At 64.0% G+C, this 18731-nt stretch carries 17 protein-coding genes; all 17 read right to left on the bottom strand.

Annotated features, from left to right (window positions below; genetic code table 11):
• Positions 1 to 50 precede the first annotated feature (50 nt).
• A complete protein-coding gene (locus tag KSS94_RS01100) occupies positions 51 to 632 on the bottom strand; it encodes an alpha/beta hydrolase (protein WP_217841277.1) in 582 nt (193 codons plus the stop codon).
• A 282-nt stretch (positions 633 to 914) separates the two neighbouring features.
• On the bottom strand, positions 915 to 1316 hold the full coding sequence (locus tag KSS94_RS01095) for an ExbD/TolR family protein (RefSeq protein ID WP_217841276.1): 402 nt from the start codon (positions 1314 to 1316) through the stop codon (positions 915 to 917).
• Between the two features lies 1 nt (position 1317).
• Positions 1318 to 2040, bottom strand: a complete 723-nt coding sequence (locus tag KSS94_RS01090; RefSeq protein ID WP_217841275.1) for a MotA/TolQ/ExbB proton channel family protein — start codon at positions 2038 to 2040, stop codon at positions 1318 to 1320.
• 30 nt (positions 2041 to 2070) lie between these two features.
• A complete protein-coding gene (locus KSS94_RS01085; protein WP_217841274.1) occupies positions 2071 to 2865 on the bottom strand; it encodes an energy transducer TonB in 795 nt (264 codons plus the stop codon).
• 389 nt (positions 2866 to 3254) lie between these two features.
• On the bottom strand, positions 3255 to 4244 hold the full coding sequence (locus tag KSS94_RS01080) for a sulfate/molybdate ABC transporter ATP-binding protein (RefSeq protein WP_217841273.1): 990 nt from the start codon (positions 4242 to 4244) through the stop codon (positions 3255 to 3257).
• Positions 4245 to 4247: 3 nt separating this feature from the next.
• Positions 4248 to 5120: a sulfate ABC transporter permease subunit CysW gene (gene cysW, locus KSS94_RS01075; protein WP_217841272.1), complete on the bottom strand. Its 873-nt coding sequence runs from the start codon at positions 5118 to 5120 to the stop codon at positions 4248 to 4250.
• A 13-nt stretch (positions 5121 to 5133) separates the two neighbouring features.
• Complete coding sequence (gene cysT / locus KSS94_RS01070; protein WP_217841271.1) at positions 5134 to 5952, bottom strand: sulfate ABC transporter permease subunit CysT; 819 nt, start codon at positions 5950 to 5952, stop codon at positions 5134 to 5136.
• 186 nt (positions 5953 to 6138) lie between these two features.
• Positions 6139 to 7146 (bottom strand): sulfate ABC transporter substrate-binding protein, encoded by a 1008-nt coding sequence (locus KSS94_RS01065; protein WP_217841270.1) that lies wholly within the window; start codon positions 7144 to 7146, stop codon positions 6139 to 6141.
• Between the two features lie 48 nt (positions 7147 to 7194).
• A complete protein-coding gene (oscA, locus tag KSS94_RS01060; RefSeq protein WP_016712582.1) occupies positions 7195 to 7377 on the bottom strand; it encodes a sulfur starvation response protein OscA in 183 nt (60 codons plus the stop codon).
• A gap of 269 nt (positions 7378 to 7646) precedes the next feature.
• Positions 7647 to 10712, bottom strand: a complete 3066-nt coding sequence (locus tag KSS94_RS01055) for an efflux RND transporter permease subunit (protein ID WP_217841269.1) — start codon at positions 10710 to 10712, stop codon at positions 7647 to 7649.
• Positions 10709 to 11776: an efflux RND transporter periplasmic adaptor subunit gene (locus tag KSS94_RS01050; protein WP_217841268.1), complete on the bottom strand. Its 1068-nt coding sequence runs from the start codon at positions 11774 to 11776 to the stop codon at positions 10709 to 10711. The genes KSS94_RS01055 and KSS94_RS01050 overlap by 4 nt, the downstream gene beginning before the upstream one ends.
• Complete coding sequence (locus KSS94_RS01045; RefSeq protein WP_217841267.1) at positions 11773 to 12861, bottom strand: efflux RND transporter periplasmic adaptor subunit; 1089 nt, start codon at positions 12859 to 12861, stop codon at positions 11773 to 11775. Before KSS94_RS01045 ends, KSS94_RS01050 begins: the two co-directional genes overlap by 4 nt.
• Positions 12862 to 13328: 467 nt before the next feature.
• Positions 13329 to 14222 (bottom strand): ABC transporter permease subunit, encoded by an 894-nt coding sequence (locus KSS94_RS01040; RefSeq protein WP_217841266.1) that lies wholly within the window; start codon positions 14220 to 14222, stop codon positions 13329 to 13331.
• Positions 14219 to 15139 (bottom strand): ABC transporter permease subunit, encoded by a 921-nt coding sequence (locus tag KSS94_RS01035; protein ID WP_217841265.1) that lies wholly within the window; start codon positions 15137 to 15139, stop codon positions 14219 to 14221. Before KSS94_RS01035 ends, KSS94_RS01040 begins: the two co-directional genes overlap by 4 nt.
• Positions 15136 to 16278, bottom strand: coding sequence for a polyamine ABC transporter ATP-binding protein (gene potA / locus KSS94_RS01030; protein WP_217841264.1), 1143 nt, complete (start codon positions 16276 to 16278; stop codon positions 15136 to 15138). Before potA ends, KSS94_RS01035 begins: the two co-directional genes overlap by 4 nt.
• A gap of 72 nt (positions 16279 to 16350) precedes the next feature.
• Entirely contained in the window at positions 16351 to 17445 is a 1095-nt protein-coding gene (locus tag KSS94_RS01025; protein ID WP_217841263.1) for a polyamine ABC transporter substrate-binding protein, read from the bottom strand.
• Between the two features lie 161 nt (positions 17446 to 17606).
• Positions 17607 to 18704, bottom strand: a complete 1098-nt coding sequence (locus KSS94_RS01020) for a polyamine ABC transporter substrate-binding protein (RefSeq protein ID WP_217841262.1) — start codon at positions 18702 to 18704, stop codon at positions 17607 to 17609.
• Positions 18705 to 18731 lie beyond the last annotated feature (27 nt).

Raw genomic sequence — 18731 nt, 5'->3', positions numbered from 1 at the left:
CCCCGGCCAGCCGGCCGGGGCTCAAGGCAACACAGTGAAAGGCCGCTGGCTCAGGCGCGGCGCAGCGCGCGCTGGTCGATACGGGCCTGCAGGCGGAACAGGTAGGCGAAGCCCTGCTCCCAGCGTTCATGGCCGGACTTGACGTTGATGTGCCCGGCATTGGCCAGCAACCCGGCCTCCGCGCCCCAGGCGCGGGCCAGGTGCAGCGCGCGGGGCACGCTCACTGCCGGGTCGTTGTCCGAGCTGACCACCTGGCTTGCGAACGGCAGCGGCTGCTGCGGGATCGGCGCAAAGTTGCGCAGGGCCGGCGCACAGGCCGGCCGCTCGACATCAGCCGGGGCCACCAGCAAGGCCCCGCGCACCCGGCGCAGCAAGCTGGGGCGGGCCTGGGCGGCCCAGTGTGCGACAGTGATGCAGCCCAGGCTGTGGGCGATCAGGATCACTGGCGAGGCGTCGGCGGCAATCGCCTGCTCCAGCGCCTGCACCCAGTCGCGGCGCTGCGGGGTGAGCCAGTCGTGCTGCTCGACCCGGGCGCTGTTGGGCAGGCTGCGCTGCCAGTGACTTTGCCAATGGTTGTCTGGCGATCCTTGCCAGCCCGGCACAATCAGGTAACGAATCGACTCATTGCGCATGGGGACGCCTCCGGAAGTTTGCGTGCTTGGGGTGCAAGTATAGGGAGGGGGTTATATTCGTAAAGGAATAAGAAGCTATTTATTAATAACAAAAACATTAATTCGAGCAGCGTGGGAGCGGGCTTGCCCCGCGATGGCGATACTGGCCTCACCAACGCCATCGCGGGGCAAGCCCGCTCCCACGCCCACACGCAAATACCCCTTCACTCAGCCACAAAAAAAGGGCCATCCCCTGCCAAGGAAAATGGCCCATAAGCACTTGCCTGAAGAGGATGTTGCCGCTCAGCGGGCGGTGATCACCGCCAGCTTGGTGATACCGGCGCGTTCGATGGCGGCCATGGCCCGGGCGACTTCGCCGTAGTTCACACCATCGTCGGCCTGCAGCTGCACGCGCAACTCGGCGTCCTTGCTCTTGGCGGCCTTGAGGCGGGTTTCCAGCAAATCGGGCTGGATCTCGTCCTTGTTGATGAACAGCTTGCCGCTGCCATCGATGCTCACCACCAGCGGGTCCTTCTGCTCCACCGGGGCCACGGCCTCGGTCTTGGGCAGGTTGATGGGGATGGCGTTGGTCAGCAGCGGCGCAGTGACGATGAACACCACCAGCAGCACCAGCATGACGTCCACCAGCGGGGTGACGTTGATTTCACTCAACACTTCATCGCTGTCCTGGGTCGAGAAGGCCATCTCAGGAGGCCTCCTTCACCGGCTGGGTAAACCCGGCCGCCTGGCGTTGGGCGGCGGGGTGCACCAGCACGCGGAAGGCACTCTTCTGCGCCAGGCTGTAGAAGTCGTGGGCAAAATCATCAAGGTCGGCTGCGGTGAGCTTGAGGCGGCGCAGGAAGTAGTTGTAGACCAGCACCGCCGGCACCGCGACGGCAATACCCACGCCGGTGGCTACCAGCGCCGCGCCAATCGGGCCGGCGACGGTTTCCAGGCTGGCGGAGCCGGCCGCGCTGATGCCCTTGAGCGCCTCCATGATGCCCCACACGGTACCGAACAGGCCGATGAAGGGCGAGGTACTGCCGATACTGGCCACCACCGCCAGGCCGGTTTCCAGCGAGCGGCGCTCGCGTACGATCTGCTGGCGCAGGGCACGTTCGAGGCGGTCCTGGTGGTTGATGGCGTGGCTCAGGTCACTGGCTTGGCCGGGCTCGCCCACGGCAATCGCGGCGTAGCCGGCCTGGGCCACGCGGGCAGCAGGGCCTGGTTGCTCGTCGCTGATACCGGCAGCCGAGTCCAGGCTGGAGGCCGCCCAAAACTTCTGGTGGAAGCGCTTGTCCTGGTTCTTCAGGCGCACGAACTGCACCACCTTGACCAGGGCCAAGGCCCAAGTAGCGACAGAGAAACCGACCAACAGCCAGATGACGGCGCTTTCAACGGATTCGAGGGGGGATGCCAGCAGGCTCATGGGGTAGTCCTTCCTTAAGCGGAGAGCAAATTAACGAAGCTTGAAATCGATCGGTACGCTGACCCAGCCGGCCAGGGCCACATCGCCCTGCTTGGCCGGTACGAAACTCCAGCGCTTGACTGCGGCCAGCGCGGCGGCGTCGAGGGCGTCGCGGCCGCTGCTTTTCTGCACCTGGATCTGCCCGGGCTTGCCGCTGGGCAGCACCTCCACACGCAGCAGCACGGTGCCTTCCCAGCCACGGCGCTGAGCCATCTGCGGGTATTCCGGGGCCGGGTTCTTCAGGTACGCGGCGTTGGCCGAAGGTGGCGTCACCGGGGCCGGCGCAGGAGGTGCGGGCGGGGCCGGGGCAGCCACAGGGGCTGGCGGCGGCGCCTCGACCGGCTTGGCTGCAGGCTTGGGCTCTGGCTTGGCCTTGACCACCGGCTTGGGGGCAGGCTTGGGCTTGGGTTTGGGCTTGGCCGCCAGTTCGTCGACCACCGGCGGCGGTGGCTCGACCACGGGTGGCGCCGGTGCCGGTGGTGGCGGTTCGACCACTGGCGGCGCGGGGGCGGCGAACTCGATGGTCATCGGCGGAACCTGGGGCGGCACGATCGGCAGCGCCGGGGTGGGCGCCTGGCTGATCCAGTAGGCGGCAGCGCCGTGCAGGGCCAGCACCAGCAGGCCCAGCGCCAGCTTGTCGCGGCGCTTGAGGCCGCTGGCCGGGGTGCGCTGCAGGCGCAACTGACCCAGTGGCAGACGCAACGTGCGCCCGAGTTCGACCAGATCACCCGCTGCCGGGTGCCATGGCTGGTCGAAGGCTCTGGCGGCCGTCTGGACATTACCCATTTGCTCGAACTCCCTGTGGGCTGGATTCAGGTGTGTGGCTGAATCATCGGGGGTTGAGGCTTATGCTTTGAAGTAATGTTTCAAGTTAAAGTTATATCTTTTGTGCATATTGTTTTTGAGTGGAAGGCTCAAGGCCGCGTATTTCGGGGGATTCGAAGAGGTGCGCGCTCGTCGATGCCTTGTGGGCATATGAAATATTCGTGCAAGGCATCGGATTGCCGCGAGGGCTGCGCCCTTGATCGCGGCACAAGGCCGCTTCCCACAAGGGGTCGCGTAACCCTGTAGGAGCGGCCTTGTGCCGCGAAAGGGCTGCAACGCAGCCCCGGCAATTCATCAGGTAATAAAAAACCCGGGACCATGCCCGGGTTTTACATGCATCACGCAGCGGCTCAGATATCCGCCACCTTCTGCCACACCTTCGGCCGGAAGAACAACGTCTCGCCCCGCGCCAGCCCGGTCAGGCTGTCGTGGTCCTTGACCACCTCGGCTTCGATCAGCTCGCTCTGCCCTTCCACCTTCAGCGTCACCCGGGTCGTGGCGCCCAGCGGGCGAATGTCGCGCACCTCGGCGGCGTGGTGGCCTTCGGTTTCGTGGCGCGACAGCGACACCTCGTGCGGGCGGAACAGCACGTGGTGGCCTTCGCTCAGGGCCAGGCGGTTGGAGTCGCCGAGGAAGTGATAGACGAAATCGTTGGCCGGCTGCTCGTACACCTCACCCGGCGAGCCGATCTGCTCGATCACGCCCTTGTTCATCACCACGATGCGGTCGGCCACTTCCATGGCTTCTTCCTGGTCGTGGGTGACGAACACCGAGGTGAGGTTGATATCCTCGTGCAGGCGCGCCAGCCAGCGGCGCAGCTCTTTGCGCACCTTGGCATCCAGCGCACCGAACGGCTCGTCCAGCAGCAGCACCTTGGGCTCCACCGCAAGGGCCCGGGCCAGGGCGATACGCTGGCGCTGGCCGCCAGACAGCTGCTCGGGGTAGCGGTCGGACAGCCAGTCGAGTTGCACCATGTTCAGCAGCTCGTGGACCTTTTCGGCGATCTTGCTCTCGCTCGGGCGCTCGCCCTTGGGCTTCATGCGCAGGCCGAAGGCGACGTTGTCGAACACGCTCATGTGGCGGAACAGCGCGTAGTGCTGGAACACGAACCCGACGTTGCGGTCGCGCACATCGTGGCCGGACACATCCTCGCCGTGGAACACGATGCTGCCGTCATCCGGGGTTTCCAGCCCGGCGATGATGCGCAGCAGGGTGGTCTTGCCGCAGCCGGACGGGCCGAGCAGGGCCACCAGCTCGCCGCTGTGGATATCCAGGTTGATGTTGTTCAGGGCCTGGAAGCTGTTGAAGCGCTTGCTGACGTTACGGACTTCGATCGACATGAATCATTCCTCCGCGGCGCTGTGGCGCAGGCGGTTAATACGGTTCTCGCTCCACTGCTTGAGCAGCAGGATGAAGAGCGCCAGGATCAGCAGCAGGCTGGCCACGCTGAAGGCCGCGACGTGGTTGTACTCGTTGTAGAGGATCTCCACGTGCAGCGGCAAGGTGTTGGTAACGCCGCGAATGTGCCCGGACACCACCGACACCGCGCCGAACTCGCCCATGGCCCGGGCGGTGCACAGCACCACGCCGTAGATCAGGCCCCACTTGATGTTGGGCAGGGTCACGTGCCAGAACATCTGCCAGCCGTTGGCACCGAGCAGGCGTGCGGCCTCCTCCTCTTGCGTGCCCTGCTCCTGCATCAGCGGGATCAGTTCACGGGCGACGAACGGCACGGTGACGAAGATGGTCGCCAGCACGATGCCCGGCAGGGCGAAGACGATCTGGATGTCGTGGTCCTGCAGCCATGGGCCGAACAGGCCCTGGGCGCCGAACATCAGCACGTAGACCAGGCCGGCGATCACCGGCGACACCGAGAACGGCAGGTCGATCAGGGTCACCAGGATGCTCTTGCCGCGGAAGCTGTACTTGCTCACGCACCAGGCGGCGGACACGCCGAACACCAGGTTCAGCGGCACCGAGATGACCACCGCCAGCAGGGTCAGCTTGAGCGCCGCCAAGGCATCGGCCTCGAAGATCGCCTCGAAGAAGGTGCCAAAGCCGTTTTTCAGGGCCTGGGACACCACGATCACCAGCGGCAGCAGCAGGAACAGCGCGAAGACGATCCAGCCAAGGGTGATCAGCACGCGGCGCGAGGTGGCGCTGCCACGCCGGGCGGCGTTGGCGGCGGCGGTCGCGCCAATAGTGGATGAAGACATTAGCGGGCCTCCTTCAAGGGGTTTCGATGCGCCGCTGCAGCAGGTTGATCAGCAGCAGCAGGATGAAGGAAACCACCAGCATCAGCACGCCGATGGCGGTGGCGCCGGTGTAGTCGTACTGGTCGAGCTTGACCATGATCAGCAGCGGCAGGATCTCGGTTTTCATCGGCATGTTGCCGGCGATGAAAATCACCGAGCCGTATTCACCCACGCCGCGGGCAAACGCCAGGGCGAAACCGGTCAGCCAGGCCGGCAGCAGCGCCGGCGCCAGCACGTGGCGGAACACCTGCAAGGGTTTGGCGCCCAGGCAGGCGGCGGCCTCCTCGACCTCGCGGGGGATGTCCGCCAGCACCGGCTGCACCGTGCGCACCACGAACGGCAGGGTGACGAAAGTCAGCGCCAGGGTGATGCCCAGCGGGGTGTAGGCGATCTTGAAGCCAAGATCGGTGGCGAACTGGCCGACCCAGCCCGAGGGGGCGTACAGGGCGGTCAGGGCGATGCCGGCCACGGCGGTGGGCAGGGCGAACGGCAGGTCGATCATCGCATCGATGACCTTGCGCCCGGGGAAGGTGTAGCGCACCAGCACCCAGGCCAGCAGGGTGCCGATCACGCCGTTGATGATGGCGGCGAACAGGGCGGTGCCGAAACTCAGCTTCAGCGCGGCGATTACCCGCGGGGCGCTGATGATGGTCCAGAACTGCTCCCAGGTCAGCTGCGAGGCATGGATGAACATGGCCGCCAGCGGTATCAGCACGATCAGGCTGAGGTACACCAAGGTGTAGCCCAGCGTCAGCCCGAAGCCGGGTATGACGGGGGAAATACGACGTGACATAAAGGTCCCTGGTTGAACGCACGAAGCCCGGGGTCGGTCCCGGGCTGGTGCTAGCTTCTGAAATCCTGGGGCCGCTTTGCAGCCCATCGCGACACAAGGCCGCTCCTACAGGGGATCGCGCTTTTCTGTAGGAGCGGCCTTGTGTCGCGAAGGGCCGCAGAGCGGCCCCGCTGTTTTCATGGCCGATCACTGCGCCTGGTAAATCTGGTCGAACACACCGCCGTCATTGAAGAACTTCGGCTGTGCAGTCTTCCAGCCACCGAAGTCCTTGTCGATGGTCACCAGGTCCAGTTTCGGGAACTGCTTGCCAAATTCGGCGGCGACTTTCTCGTCACGCGGGCGGTAGAAGTTCTCGGCGGCGATCTTCTGCCCAGCCGGGCTGTACAGGTGCTTGAGGTACTCGGTGGCGATTTCGGTGTTGCCCTTTTTCTCGGCGTTCTTGTCGACCACGGCCACCGGCGGCTCGGCCAGAATCGACAGCGAAGGCACGACGATATCGAACTTGTCGGCGCCGCCGTCTTCTTTAAGCGCCAGGAAGGCTTCGTTTTCCCAGGCCAGCAGCACGTCGCCCTGGCCGTTGTTGACGAAGGTGATGGTCGAGCCACGGGCACCGGTATCCAGCACCGGCACGTGCTTGAACAGCTCCTGCACGTATTCCTTGGCCTTGGCTTCGCTGCCGCCGGCTTTCAGGCCATAGGCCCAGGCGGCGAGGAAGTTCCAGCGGGCGCCGCCGGAGGTTTTCGGGTTGGGGGTGATCACCGAGACGTCTTTTTTGATCAGGTCGCCCCAGTCCTTGATGCCTTTCGGGTTGCCCTTGCGCACCAGGAACACGATGGTCGAGGTGTACGGGGTGCTGGCGTCCGGCAGGCGCTTCTGCCAGTCCTCTGGCAGGGTCTTGCCGAGCTTGGCGATTTCGTCGATGTCGCCGGCCAGGGCCAGGGTCACCACGTCGGCGCGCAGGCCGTCGATCACCGCACGGCCCTGTTTGCCCGAGCCGCCGTGGGACTGCTGGATCTTCACCTTGTCGCCTGGGTGGGCTTGCTGCCAGTGCTTGATGAACTCGGCGTTGTACTGCTGGTACAGCTCACGGGTAGGGTCGTAGGACACGTTCAGCAGTTCGTAGTCCTTGGCGATGGCGGAACCGGCAAAAACGGCACTGGCCAGGGCGGCGAGCGCATAACGGCGGATGGACATGGTGAAGCTCCCGATTGGCATTTTTTCTAATTTATGGGTGGTGCGGTGTCAGCCGGCCTTGTTGCCGGGCTGCTGCAGGCGGAACTTCTCCTTGCGCTCGATCTGCACCACCTGGGCGTTGTGCACGGTGATTTCCACCGCGCCAAAGCGCAGGTCGCGCAGGGCGCTCTGGATCTCACGCAGAATGGTGGCTTCGTCCTGACCGTCGATGCTACGCAGCGATGCGCTCATGCTCGTTCTCCTGTGAGTAAGGGTGCCGGGCAGAGGTTCGAAGGGGATTTGCGCCTGGCTTGAGGGCAATAGTAGTGAAGCGCTGATATTCTTAAAAATACTGTTTAAGAATGTTTATATAACCATTTATCCATGCCGCCACAGACCCTCTGTAGGAGCGGCCTTGTGTCGCGAAAGGGCTGCGTAGCAGCCCCGGCAATCTTGCATGAGGCAGAGATCCTGGGGCCGCTACGCGACCCTTTCGCGACACAAGGCCGCTCCTACAGGGGTCAGTGTTGAGGCTGGGTCTTGTTTTCCGGCTCTTTGATCTTGTACCAGGCCACATACAGCGCCGGCAGGAACAACAGCGTCAGCAGCGTTGCACTGATGATGCCGCCGATCATCGCGTAGGCCATCGGCCCCCAGAACACTTCCCGGGCGATGGGGATCATGCCCAGGCTGGCCGCCGCAGCGGTCAGCAGGATCGGCCGGCGGCGGTGGTTGGTGGCTTCAACCACCGCATCCCAGGGGGCGAAACCCTGGGCTTCGAACTCGTCGATCTGGGTCACCAGAATCACCGAGTTGCGGATGATGATGCCGATCAGCGCCAAGATGCCGAGAATCGCCACGAAGCCCATGGGCGTACCGGTGGGCACCAGCGCCAGCACCACGCCAATCAAGCCCAGCGGCGCCACGCTGACCACCAGGAACAGCTTCTGCACGCTGTGCAGCTGGATCATCAGGAAGGTCGCCATCAGGAACAGCATCAGCGGCACCACCTGGCGGATCGGGCCCTGGGCCTTGGCGCTCTCCTCCACGGTACCGCCGGTGGCCACTTCGTAGCCGGCCGGCAGCTTGCTGGCGAACTGGTCAATGGAAGGCTTGAGCTGGGCCACCAGGTCGGTGGGCTGGATCTCGCCGTTGACCGAGGCCTTGATGGTGATGGTGGGTTTGCGGTCGCGCCGCCACACCAGCGGTTGCTCCAGCTCGTAGCGCACGGTGGCGAAGGCCAGCAGCGGGATCGAGGTGCCGTTGGGGCTGACGATCTGCAGGTTCTGCAGGGTGTCGGGGGAGCCGCGCTCGCTGTCCTCGGCGCGGGCGACCACGTTGATCAGGTAGATGTTGTCGTTGACCTGGGTGATCGGCACGCCGCTGACGATGCTGTTCATCACGTTGGCCACGTCCTCGGACGACAACCCCAGCTGGCGCGCCTTGTCCTGGGCAATCTCGACCCGCAGCACTTTGCCAGGCTCGTTCCAGTCGTAAATCATCTCGCCGATGTGCGGGTTGCTGTCCAGCAGCGTGGCCAGCTCGATGGCATGGGCGCGCACCTGGTCGATATCCTTGCCGCTGACCCGGTACTGGATCGGCCGGCCCACCGGCGGGCCCATCTCCAGCGACTGGATGTTGGTGCCGATGCCGACGAAGTCGGTACGCAGGCGCTCCTTGAGCCGCGCCATCAGCTCGCCGCGCACCTCCAGGCCCTTGCTGACGATGACGAACTGGGCGTAGTAGGGGTTTTGCAGTTGCTGGTCGAGGGGCAGGTAGAAACGGATCGCGCCCTGGCCGATGTAGGTGCTCCAGCTGACGATATCGGGGTCGCCCTTGAAGGTGGCCTCGAAGCGGTCGACCACCTTGCGGGTTTCCTCGATGGAGGCGTTTTGCGGCAGGTTGAGGTCGACGAGGATCTCCGGGCGGTCCGAGGATGGGAAAAACTGGTTCTGCACAAAGCGCATGCCCACCACCGACAGCACGAACAGCACGATGGTGCCGATCACCGTCACCCAGCGGTGGCGCAGGCACCACAGCAGGCCGTGCTCGAAGGCACGCCCTACCCGGCCCGGCTCGGCTTCATGGGCCTTGAGCTTCTTGGCGTCGAGAATGTGCACGCCGAGCACCGGGGCGAAGAACACCGCCACGATCCACGACACGATCAGCGCCACCGCAATCACCGCGAACAGGGTGAAGGTGTATTCGCCGGCGGAGCTGGCGTTCAGGCCGATGGGCACGAAACCGGCCACGGTGACCAAGGTGCCGGTGAGCATCGGGAAGGCCGTGGAGGTGTAGGCGAAGGTGGCCGCCTGCTCCTTGGTATCGCCCATCTCCAACCGCGTGACCATCACCTCGACGGTGATCATCGCATCATCCACCAGCAGCCCCAGGGCGATGATCAACGCCCCCAGCGAGATACGCTGCATGGTGATGTCGGTGTACTCCATGAACACGAACACCATGGCCAGCACCAGCGGTATCGAGCAGGCCACCACCAGCCCGGCGCGCACGCCAAGGCTGACGAAGCTCACCACCAGCACGATCACCACCGCCTCGAACAGCGCGCTGGTAAAGCCGCCGACCGCCTGTTTGACCACCACCGCCTGGTCGGACACGGTGTGCACCTCGACGCCTACCGGCAGGTCGGCGGTGACCTTGTCCATGCGCTCGCGCAGCAGCTTGCCGAACACCTGCATGTTGCCACCGGCCTTCATGCCGATGGCCAGGCCAATGGCGGTCTGGCCGTTGTAGCGGAACATCGGTGACGGCGGGTCGACGTAGCCGCGCTCGATGTCGGCGATATCGGCCAGGCGGAAGAAGCGGTCGTTGATGCGCAGGTTGACGGACGCCAGGTCTTTTTCGGAGGCGAACTGGCCGGTGGTGCGCACCGAAATACGCTCGGGGCCGGCCTCGATCACCCCGGCCGGGGTCACTGCGTTCTGCGCCTGCAAGGCCTGCATCACCTGGCTCTGGTCGATGCCGAACGAGGCCAGCTTGCGGGTCGAGAAGTTCAGGTACAACACCTCGTCCTGGGTGCCGACCAGCTCGATCTTGCCGATGTTGGGCACATCGCGCACCTCGGCGCGCACCTGCTCCACGTAATCGCGCAACTGGCGCAGGGTCAGGCCGTCGGCAGTGAAGCCGTAGATCGAGCCGTACACGTCACCGAACTCGTCGTTGAACGCCGGGCCCTGCAGGCCCTTGGGGAACTGGCCGCTGATGTCCTGGATCTTCTTGCGCACCTGGTACCAGATCTCGGGGATGTCCTTGGCCTTGGTGGTGTCGCGCAGGTACACGTAGACGGTGGACTCGCCGGGGCGGGTGTAGCTTTTCACGTAGTCGAGCGAGTCCAGTTCCTCGAGCTTTTTCTCGATGCGGTCGGTGACCTGCAGCAGGGTTTCTTCCTGGGTGGCGCCGGGCCAGCGGCTCTGGATCACCATGGTCTTGATGGTGAACGAGGGGTCTTCCTCGCGGCCCAGGTTGAGGTACGAGAACACCCCCATCAGCAGGCTCACGGCCATCAGGTACCAGACGAACGACTGGTGGCGCAGGGCCCATTCGGAGAGGTTGAAGCTTCCTTTCATCGTGCGTCCTCGTCGAAGGTGACCTTCTGGCCGGGCTTGAGGATGTTGACGCCGGCCGTGACCACGCGCTCACCGGGTTGCACGCCCGAGGCCAGGACGATGCGTTCGTCGTTGCGTTCGATCACCTGCACGTCGCGGGTGGCAACGGTCTTTTGCTGCGGGTCCACCACCCACACCTGGGTCTTGCCGTCGCGCTCCAGCAAGGCCGTGCGTGGCAGCTCGCTGCGTGGGGTGACGGCAGAGCTCAAGGTGACGCTGACGGCGGTGCCCAGGTGGAAGCTGTCGGGGGTGCTGGCCAGGGTCAGGCGCGCACGCCGGGTGCGGGTGGTGGCGTCGGCCTGGGGCTCCAGCTCACGCAGGGTGGCGGTGGTGTCGATGCTCGGTTCCAGCTGCAGGGCGACGGTGAAGGTCAGCCCGGGGGTCAGTTGTTCGGCAAGGTTGGTGGGCAGGTCGATCACCGCCTCCTTCACGTCCGGGCGGGCCAGGGTGACCACCGCCTGGCCTGCGCTGACGGTCTGCCCGGCCTCGGCCTGCCAGGCGGTGACTACGGCGGCGTGGTCGGTGCGCAGGGTGCTGTAGTCGAGTTGGTCGCGGGCCTGGCTCACTGCCGAGCGGGCTTGCTCCAGCGCCGCACCGGTGGTTTTCAGGTTGGTGTTGGCGATATCCAGCTGGGCCTGGGCACCCACACCCCGGTCGTACAGCTGTTGCTGGCGGCGGGCATCGGCCTGGGCGTTGATCCACTGCGCCTGGACCTTGGCCAGGTCACCTTCGGCGGCGCGCAGCTGGTTCTGCTGGTCGGTGGGGTCGAGGGTGGCCAGGGTGTCGCCCGGTTTGACCTGGGCGCCGACATCCAGCCAGCGCCGGGCGATGCGCCCGGACACGCGAAAACCCAAAGTGCTCTCGAAGCGCGCCTGGATACTGCCGGCAAAACGCCCCAACTGTGACTGCACCTGCGGCTGTACCAGCGTCGACAGCACCGGGCGCACCGGCTCGGCCTGCTCCTTGTCGCTGCCGCAGGCAGCCAGCAGCAAGGCCGCCGGCAAGGCGATGATCAGGCGCTTCATGGCTTGGCTCCCGTGTCCTGGGCGGCGACTTTATATACCTGCATGCCCGGGTGCAGCAGTTGCGCACCGCCTACCACCACCGTTTCACCACCCTTGATGCCCTGGGCGATCACCACCTTGCCGGTGAGGTAGCGGGCCACCTGCACCTTGCGCAGCTCGACCTTGTCGCCCTCGCCCACCACCCACACTGCTGGCTCATGCAAAGCCTTGGTCAGCGCCGCCCAGGGCAGCTCTATGCTCGGGCGGCTCTGGGCGTTGGTGGCGGCGGTCACCGGCGAACCCAGTTGCATGCCCGCCGGCACGTCGCGCAAAGCCACCTTCACCTGTACCGTGCCGCTTTGCGCCGACACCGTCGGGGTGACTTCGCGCACATGGCCGTGGGCCTGGATTTTCGGGTTGTCGAGCAGGCTGACCACCACCCCGGCATCGCTCGGCGGGCTGACCAGCAGGGATTCGTAAACGTTGAACACTGCGTCACGGTCGCCATCCACCGCCAGGCTGAAGATCGGCATGGTCGCCTGCACCACCTGGCCGACTTCGGCCTGGCGCGCGGTGATCACCCCGTCGGCCTCGGACACCAGGGCGGTGTAGCCGAGTTGTTCGTTGGCGTTGGCCAGTTGCGCCTGGGCGGCCTTGAGCGCGCTCTGGCTGCTGCGCAGGGCGGCTTGAGCGGAATCGAATTCGCTCTGGCTGGTGTAGCCCTTGGGCAGCAGTTTTTGCTGGCGGACAAAGGCCGCGCTGGTCTGGCTGACCCGGGCCTGTTCGGCGAACACCTCGGCCTTGGCCGAATCGACATTGTTTTGCAGGTCTTTCGGGTCCAGGCGCGCCAGCACCTGGTTGGCCTTGACGTGGTCGCCCACATCGACGCTGCGCGAGACGATCTTGCCGCCCACGCGGAACGACAGGTCGGTCTGCACCCGCGCCTGCACATCGCCGGTCAGGGTGACCCGCGCGGCAAAGTCGGTGGGCTGCACCTGCTGCACCACCACCCGTGGCAGTTCTTCGGTGACCTTCTCCTCGCCACAGCCTGCCAGCAGTGCCAGCAACCCCAGGCAAACACCCCTCAGCGCGCGCATTGGCGTCATGCCGGCTCCTTGCATCGACGAATGGTTTACAGGACGCGATGAAAGCGTAGATCAGGGATCGACAAACGGCATTGATGTGGGTTCAAGAAAGCGAGGCGGGTTTGAGTAGGCGCCCCCACAGTGGTACGCCAAGCCTGAATCCTGCGCGGTTTCTGTGGGAAGCGGCCTTGCCGGGGCGCCGTCCGGTCGCGATTGGGCTGCGCAACAGCCCCGGCGATTTTGCAGGATGCCCATATTCTGGGGCCGCTGTGCGGCCCAATCGCGGCACAAGGCCGCTTCCCACAAGAATCGAGTCGGCCTTTGAAAATTGAGCAAGACAGTTGCTCCCACAGGTCATGCGCTGTCTTCAAGACATGCACAGTACCTGTGGGAGCGGGTTCACCCGCGAAGCAGGCGACACGGAGGCTCGCTCCCACAGGGTCATGCGCAGCCTTCAAGGCATGCGCAGTACCTGTGGTTGGCGAGCCTCAAGCCTGGGCAGTCGCCTGGGCCGGGCGGCGCACTTGCGCTTGGCCGGCGTTGGCTGCAGCACCTTCTTCGATGGCCTGCTGGATCGCCTTGCGGCGGCGTTCTTCGGCGCGGCGGCTGAAGAACCAGACCAGGAAGGTCACCAGCGACACCGACAGCAGGATCAGGCTGGCCACGGCGTTGATCTCGGGCTTAACGCCAAGGCGCACGGCCGAGAACACTTCCATCGGCAGGGTGGTCGAACCTGGGCCGGAGACGAAGCTTGCCAGTACCAGGTCATCCAGCGACAGGGCGAACGACATCATGCCGCCCGCGGCAAGCGACGGCGCGATCATCGGGATGGTGATCAGGAAGAACACTTTCCAGGGTTTGGCACCCAGGTCCATGGCCGCCTCTTCGATGGACAGGTCCAGCTCACGCAGGCGCGCCGACACCACCACCGCCACATAGGCTGCGCAGAAGGTGGTGTGGGCGATCCAGATGGTGACGATGCCACGCTCCTGGGGCCAGCCGATCATCTGCGCCATGGCCACGAACAGCAGCAACAGCGAAAGACCGGTGATCACCTCGGGCATTACCAGCGGCGCGGTGACCAGGCCGCCGAACAGCGTGCGGCCCTTGAAGCGGGTGACCCGGGTCAGCACGAAGGCTGCCAGGGTACCCAGCGCCACTGCGGCCACCGCCGTGTAGCAGGCGATTTCCAGCGAGCGCATCACCGAACCCATCAGCTGGGTGTTGTCGAGCAGGCCGACGTACCACTTCACCGACCAGCCGCCCCACACCGTCACAAGCTTGGAGGCGTTGAACGAGTAGATCACCAGGATCAGCATCGGCAGGTAGATGAACAGCAAGCCGAGCACCAGCATCAGCTTGGAGAAACTGAAGCGTTTCATGCGCGGCCCTCCATTTCTTTGGCCTGGCTGCGGTTGAACAGCAGAATCGGCACGATCAGGATCGCCAGCATCACCACCGCCAGGGCAGACGCCACCGGCCAGTCGCGGTTGTTGAAGAACTCCTGCCACAGCACTTTACCGATCATCAGGGTTTCCGGGCCGCCGAGCAGTTCAGGGATCACGAACTCGCCCACCACCGGGATGAACACCAGCATGCAGCCGGCGATGATGCCGTTTTTCGACAGCGGCACGGTGATCTTCCAGAAGCTGTTGAAGGTGCTCGAACCCAGGTCGGATGCGGCTTCGAGCAGGCTCTGGTCGTGTTTCACCAGGTTGGCGAACAGCGGCAGGATCATGAACGGCAGGTACGAATAGACCACGCCGATGTAGACCGCAAGGTTGGTGTTGAGGATCTGCAGCGGCTGATCGATCAGCCCCAGCCACAACAGGAAGCTGTTGAGCAGGCCGTTGTTGCTGAGGATGCCCATCCAGGCATAGACGCGGATCAGGATCGCGGTCCAGGTCGGCATCATGATCAGCAGCAGCAACACCGTCTGGGTCTCTTTCTTGGCGTTGGCGATGGCGTAGGCCATCGGGTAGCCGATCAGCAGGCACAGCAGGGTGCTGAAGAAGGCCATCTTCAGCGAGCCAAGGTAGGCCGAAAGGTACAGCTCGTCTTCGGTCAGCAGGCCGTAGTTGGCCAGGTTCAGCACCAGCTGGATCTTGCTTTCGACGTAGGTGTAGATCTCGGTGTACGGCGGGATTGCAACGTCGGCTTCGGCGAAGCTGATCTTCAACACGATGAAGAACGGCAGCATGAAGAACAGGAACAGCCAGATGAACGGCACGCCGATCACCAGGTGCCGCCCCTCTGGGGTAATGCGCTGGAAGGCTCGCTTGAGCTTGCGAAGTTTCATGAGCGCAGTACCACGCCGCTGTCGTCTTCCCACCACACGAACACTTCATCGTCCCAGGTCGGGCGGGTGCCCTGGCGCTCGGCATTGGCCACGAACGACTGGACGATCTTGCCGCTGGGCAGCTCGACGTGGAACACCGAGTGCCCGCCCAGGTAGGCGATGTCGTGGATCTTGCCGCGCGACCAGTTGTGCTCGAACTCAGGCTGGGTGGTGGTCACCAGCAGTTTTTCCGGGCGCAGGGCGTAGGTGATGTGCTTGTCCTCGACCGAGGTGGTGATGCCGTGGCCGACGTAGATCTTGCGCTCCAGCTCCGGGCTGGCAATGATCGCGTGGCCTTCGGCGTCGTCGACCACTTCACCTTCGAACAGGTTGACGTTGCCGATGAACTCGCACACCAGGCGGCTGGTAGGCGTCTCGTAGATGTCCACCGGCGAGCCGATCTGGGCGATCCAGCCCAGGTGCATGATGGCGATGCGCTGGGCCATGGTCATGGCCTCTTCCTGGTCGTGGGTCACCATCACGCAGGTCACGCCCACGCGCTCGATGATTTCCACCAGCTCCAGTTGCATCTGCGAACGCAGTTTCTTGTCCAGCGCGCCCATGGGTTCGTCGAGCAGCAGCAGCTTGGGGCGCTTGGCCAGCGAGCGGGCCAGGGCCACGCGCTGGCGCTGGCCACCGGACAGCTGGTGCGGCTTGCGCTTGGCGTACTGGGTCATGTGCACCAGCTTGAGCATCTCGCCAACCCGGGCGTCGATCTCGGCCTTGGGCATCTTGTCCTGCTGCAGGCCGAAGGCGATGTTCTGCGCCACGGTCATGTGCGGGAACAGCGCGTAGGACTGGAACATCATGTTGATCGGCCGCTCGTAGGGCGGCATGTCGGTGATGTCGACACCATCGAGGAAGATCCGCCCTTCGGTGGGGCGCTCGAAACCGGCCAGCATGCGCAGCAAGGTGGACTTGCCGGAGCCGGAGCCACCCAGCAAGGCGAAAATCTCGCCCTTGCGGATTTCCAGGGACACATCGTCCACGGCGACGGTTTCGTCGAATTTTTTCGTGACCCGGTCGATCTTGACCAGCACCTGCTTGGGTTGCTGGCCACCCTCGAGGGCTTTTTTATAGGCACCGGAGGCAACTGCCATGAGTGAAACTCCCAACAAGATTTTTTGTGCCCGCGCGGCCTGTACTGAAGGCGTCGCGGCGGGCCTGGATATTTACTTGCCCGACTTGACCTTGGTCCAGCTGCGGGTCATCAGGCGCTGCACCTTGGGTGGCAGCTCCGAGTTGACGAACATCTTGTCCAGCACTTCCTGCGGTGGGTAAACCGCGGCGTCAGTCCTCACGGCCTGGTCCATCAGGTCGCCAGCCTTGGGGTTCGGGTTGGCGTAACCGACGTAATCACTGACCTGGGCGATAACCTCAGGCTTCAGCAAATAGTTGATGAAGGCGTGGGCCTCCTTGACGTTGCTGGCGTCCTTGGGAATGGCCAGCACATCGAACCAGAGGTTGCCGCCCTCCTTGGGGATGGCGTAGGCCAGCTTCACGCCCTTCTTGGCTTCTTCAGCACGGGCCTTGGCCTGGAACACGTCGCCGGAGAAGCCGGCGGCCACGCAGATATCGCCGTTGGCGAGATCGGTGATGTACTTGGACGAATGGAAGTAGGTCACGTAAGGGCGCACGGCCAGCAGTTTTTCTTCTGCCTTGGCGTAGTCCTTGGGGTTGCTGCTGTTCGGGTCCAGGCCCAGGTAGTTGAGCACTGCCGGCAGCATCTCGTCAGCCGAGTCGAGGAAGGCAACCCCGCACTTGCTGAGCTTTTTCATGTTCTCGGGCTCGAACAATACGGCCCAGGAATCGATCTTGTCGGTACCCAGTGCGGCCTTGACCTTCTCGACGTTGTAGCCGATGCCGTTGGTGCCCCACAGGTAGGGGACCGCGTACTGGTTGCCTGGGTCGTTCTTCTCGAGGCGCTTCATCAGCGCAGGGTCGAGGTTGGCATAGTTGGGCAGCAGGCTCTTGTCGAGCTTCTGGAACGCGCCCGCCTTGATCTGCTTGCCGAGGAAATGGTTGGACGGCACGACCACGTCATAGCCGGTGCGCCCGGCCAACAGCTTGCCTTCGAGGGTTTCGTTGCTGTCGAAGACGTCGTACTTGGGCTCGATGCCGGTTTGCTTCTGGAACTCGGCGAGGGTGTTCGGGCCGACATAGTCGGACCAGTTGTAGATGTGCACCGTGGGCGCCGCTTGGACGCTGCATGCCAGCGTCAGGCCCGCTCCAGCCATCAAGGCCTTGCGAAATACAGAAATAGACAAGTGGGTGGTCCTCACAATCAGTGCCTTTGCGGGCGAAAACTCCTGGCCGCTCACGCAAAACCGGCGCGCAACTTACCTTCACGGCACGGATGCCGCAATCTTATTTGCCTGTTCAGGCCTCCAGGCCGGGAAACCCCGGCCCAGAGGGCTTCGCATCAGGCTTACTTGCCCGACTTGATCTTGGTCCAGCTGCGGGTGATGACGCGCTGGGCGGCAGCTTCCGGGGCTGCGATCGCGTACAGCTGCTTCTTCACTTCAGCAGGCGGGTAGATGCTTGGGTCGCTGGTGATATCCTTGTCGACGAACTGGGTCGCGGCCTTGTTGCCGTTGGGGAAGCGCACGGCGTTGGTGATCTCGGCCATGACTTCCGGTTGCAGCAGGAAGTTCATGAACTGATAGGCAGCGTCTTTATGCTCGGCATCTTTCGGGATGGCGACCATGTCGTAGAAGGTACCGGCGCCTTCTTTCGGAATGATGTAGTCCAGCTTGACCTTGTCGCCGGCTTCGTGGGCACGGGCCTTGGATTGCTCCAGGTCACCCGAGTAGCCGACGGCCACGCAGATGTTGCCGTTGGCCAGGTCGCCGATGTACTTGGACGAGTGGAAGTAGGTGATCGACGGGCGAACGCTGAGGAACAGTGCCTCGGCCTTCTTCAGGTCTTCAGCCTTGGTGCTGTTGCTTGGCAGGCCCAGGTAGTGCAGCGCGGCCGGCAGCATTTCGGTCGGGGCGTCGAGGAAGCTCACGCCGCAGCTCTTGAGCTTGGCGATGTTCTCGGGCTTGAACACGGCATCCCACGAGTCGATCTTGTCTACGCCCAGCGCAGCCTTGACCTTTTCCGGGTTGTAGCCGATGCCGATGGAGCCCCACATGTAGGGGAAGGCGTACTTGTTGCCCGGGTCGCTGGCATCACCCACGGCCTTGAGCAGGTCTTCGTCGAGGTTCTTCCAGTTGGGCAGCTTGGAGCGGTCCAGTTCCTGGTAGACGCCAGCCTTGATCTGCTTGGCCAGGAAGTTGTTGGACGGCACCACGATGTCGTAACCGGACTTGCCGGCCAGCAGTTTGGCTTCGAGGGTTTCGTTGCTGTCGAAGACGTCGTACTTGACCTTGATACCGCTCTGTTTCTCGAACTTGGCGATGGTGTCCGGAGCGATGTAGTCCGACCAGTTGTAGACGTTCAACACCTTGTCTTCAGCCTGAACAGCGGTAGCCATGGCACCCATCAGGGCGGCGGCCAGCAACGTCTTGCCCATTTTACTCATGCGTAATGCTCCAGAATTTATTATCAA

Origin of the sequence: Pseudomonas fakonensis (assembly GCF_019139895.1) — a bacterium.
Taxonomy (GTDB): Bacteria; Pseudomonadota; Gammaproteobacteria; order Pseudomonadales; family Pseudomonadaceae; genus Aquipseudomonas; species Aquipseudomonas fakonensis.
This window is presented reverse-complemented; position numbering and strand designations above follow the sequence as displayed.

Bases quoted from the DNA above. Each gene is read 5' to 3' on its own strand.
- KSS94_RS01020 (WP_217841262.1), bottom strand. From the start codon at position 18,704: ATGAGTAAAATGGGCAAGACGTTGCTGGCCGCCGCCCTGATGGGTGCC.
- KSS94_RS01090 (WP_217841275.1), bottom strand. From the start codon at position 2,040: ATGAGCCTGCTGGCATCCCCCCTCGAATCCGTTGAAAGCGCCGTCATC.
- potA (WP_217841264.1), bottom strand. From the start codon at position 16,278: ATGGCAGTTGCCTCCGGTGCCTATAAAAAAGCCCTCGAGGGTGGCCAG.
- KSS94_RS01080 (WP_217841273.1), bottom strand. From the start codon at position 4,244: ATGTCGATCGAAGTCCGTAACGTCAGCAAGCGCTTCAACAGCTTCCAG.
- KSS94_RS01055 (WP_217841269.1), bottom strand. From the start codon at position 10,712: ATGAAAGGAAGCTTCAACCTCTCCGAATGGGCCCTGCGCCACCAGTCG.
- cysW (WP_217841272.1), bottom strand. From the start codon at position 5,120: ATGTCTTCATCCACTATTGGCGCGACCGCCGCCGCCAACGCCGCCCGG.
- KSS94_RS01040 (WP_217841266.1), bottom strand. From the start codon at position 14,222: ATGAAACGCTTCAGTTTCTCCAAGCTGATGCTGGTGCTCGGCTTGCTG.
- KSS94_RS01045 (WP_217841267.1), bottom strand. From the start codon at position 12,861: ATGACGCCAATGCGCGCGCTGAGGGGTGTTTGCCTGGGGTTGCTGGCA.
- KSS94_RS01095 (WP_217841276.1), bottom strand. From the start codon at position 1,316: ATGGCCTTCTCGACCCAGGACAGCGATGAAGTGTTGAGTGAAATCAAC.
- KSS94_RS01100 (WP_217841277.1), bottom strand. From the start codon at position 632: ATGCGCAATGAGTCGATTCGTTACCTGATTGTGCCGGGCTGGCAAGGA.
- KSS94_RS01065 (WP_217841270.1), bottom strand. From the start codon at position 7,146: ATGTCCATCCGCCGTTATGCGCTCGCCGCCCTGGCCAGTGCCGTTTTT.
- KSS94_RS01085 (WP_217841274.1), bottom strand. From the start codon at position 2,865: ATGGGTAATGTCCAGACGGCCGCCAGAGCCTTCGACCAGCCATGGCAC.
- oscA (WP_016712582.1), bottom strand. From the start codon at position 7,377: ATGAGCGCATCGCTGCGTAGCATCGACGGTCAGGACGAAGCCACCATT.
- KSS94_RS01050 (WP_217841268.1), bottom strand. From the start codon at position 11,776: ATGAAGCGCCTGATCATCGCCTTGCCGGCGGCCTTGCTGCTGGCTGCC.
- cysT (WP_217841271.1), bottom strand. From the start codon at position 5,952: ATGTCACGTCGTATTTCCCCCGTCATACCCGGCTTCGGGCTGACGCTG.
- KSS94_RS01035 (WP_217841265.1), bottom strand. From the start codon at position 15,139: ATGAAACTTCGCAAGCTCAAGCGAGCCTTCCAGCGCATTACCCCAGAG.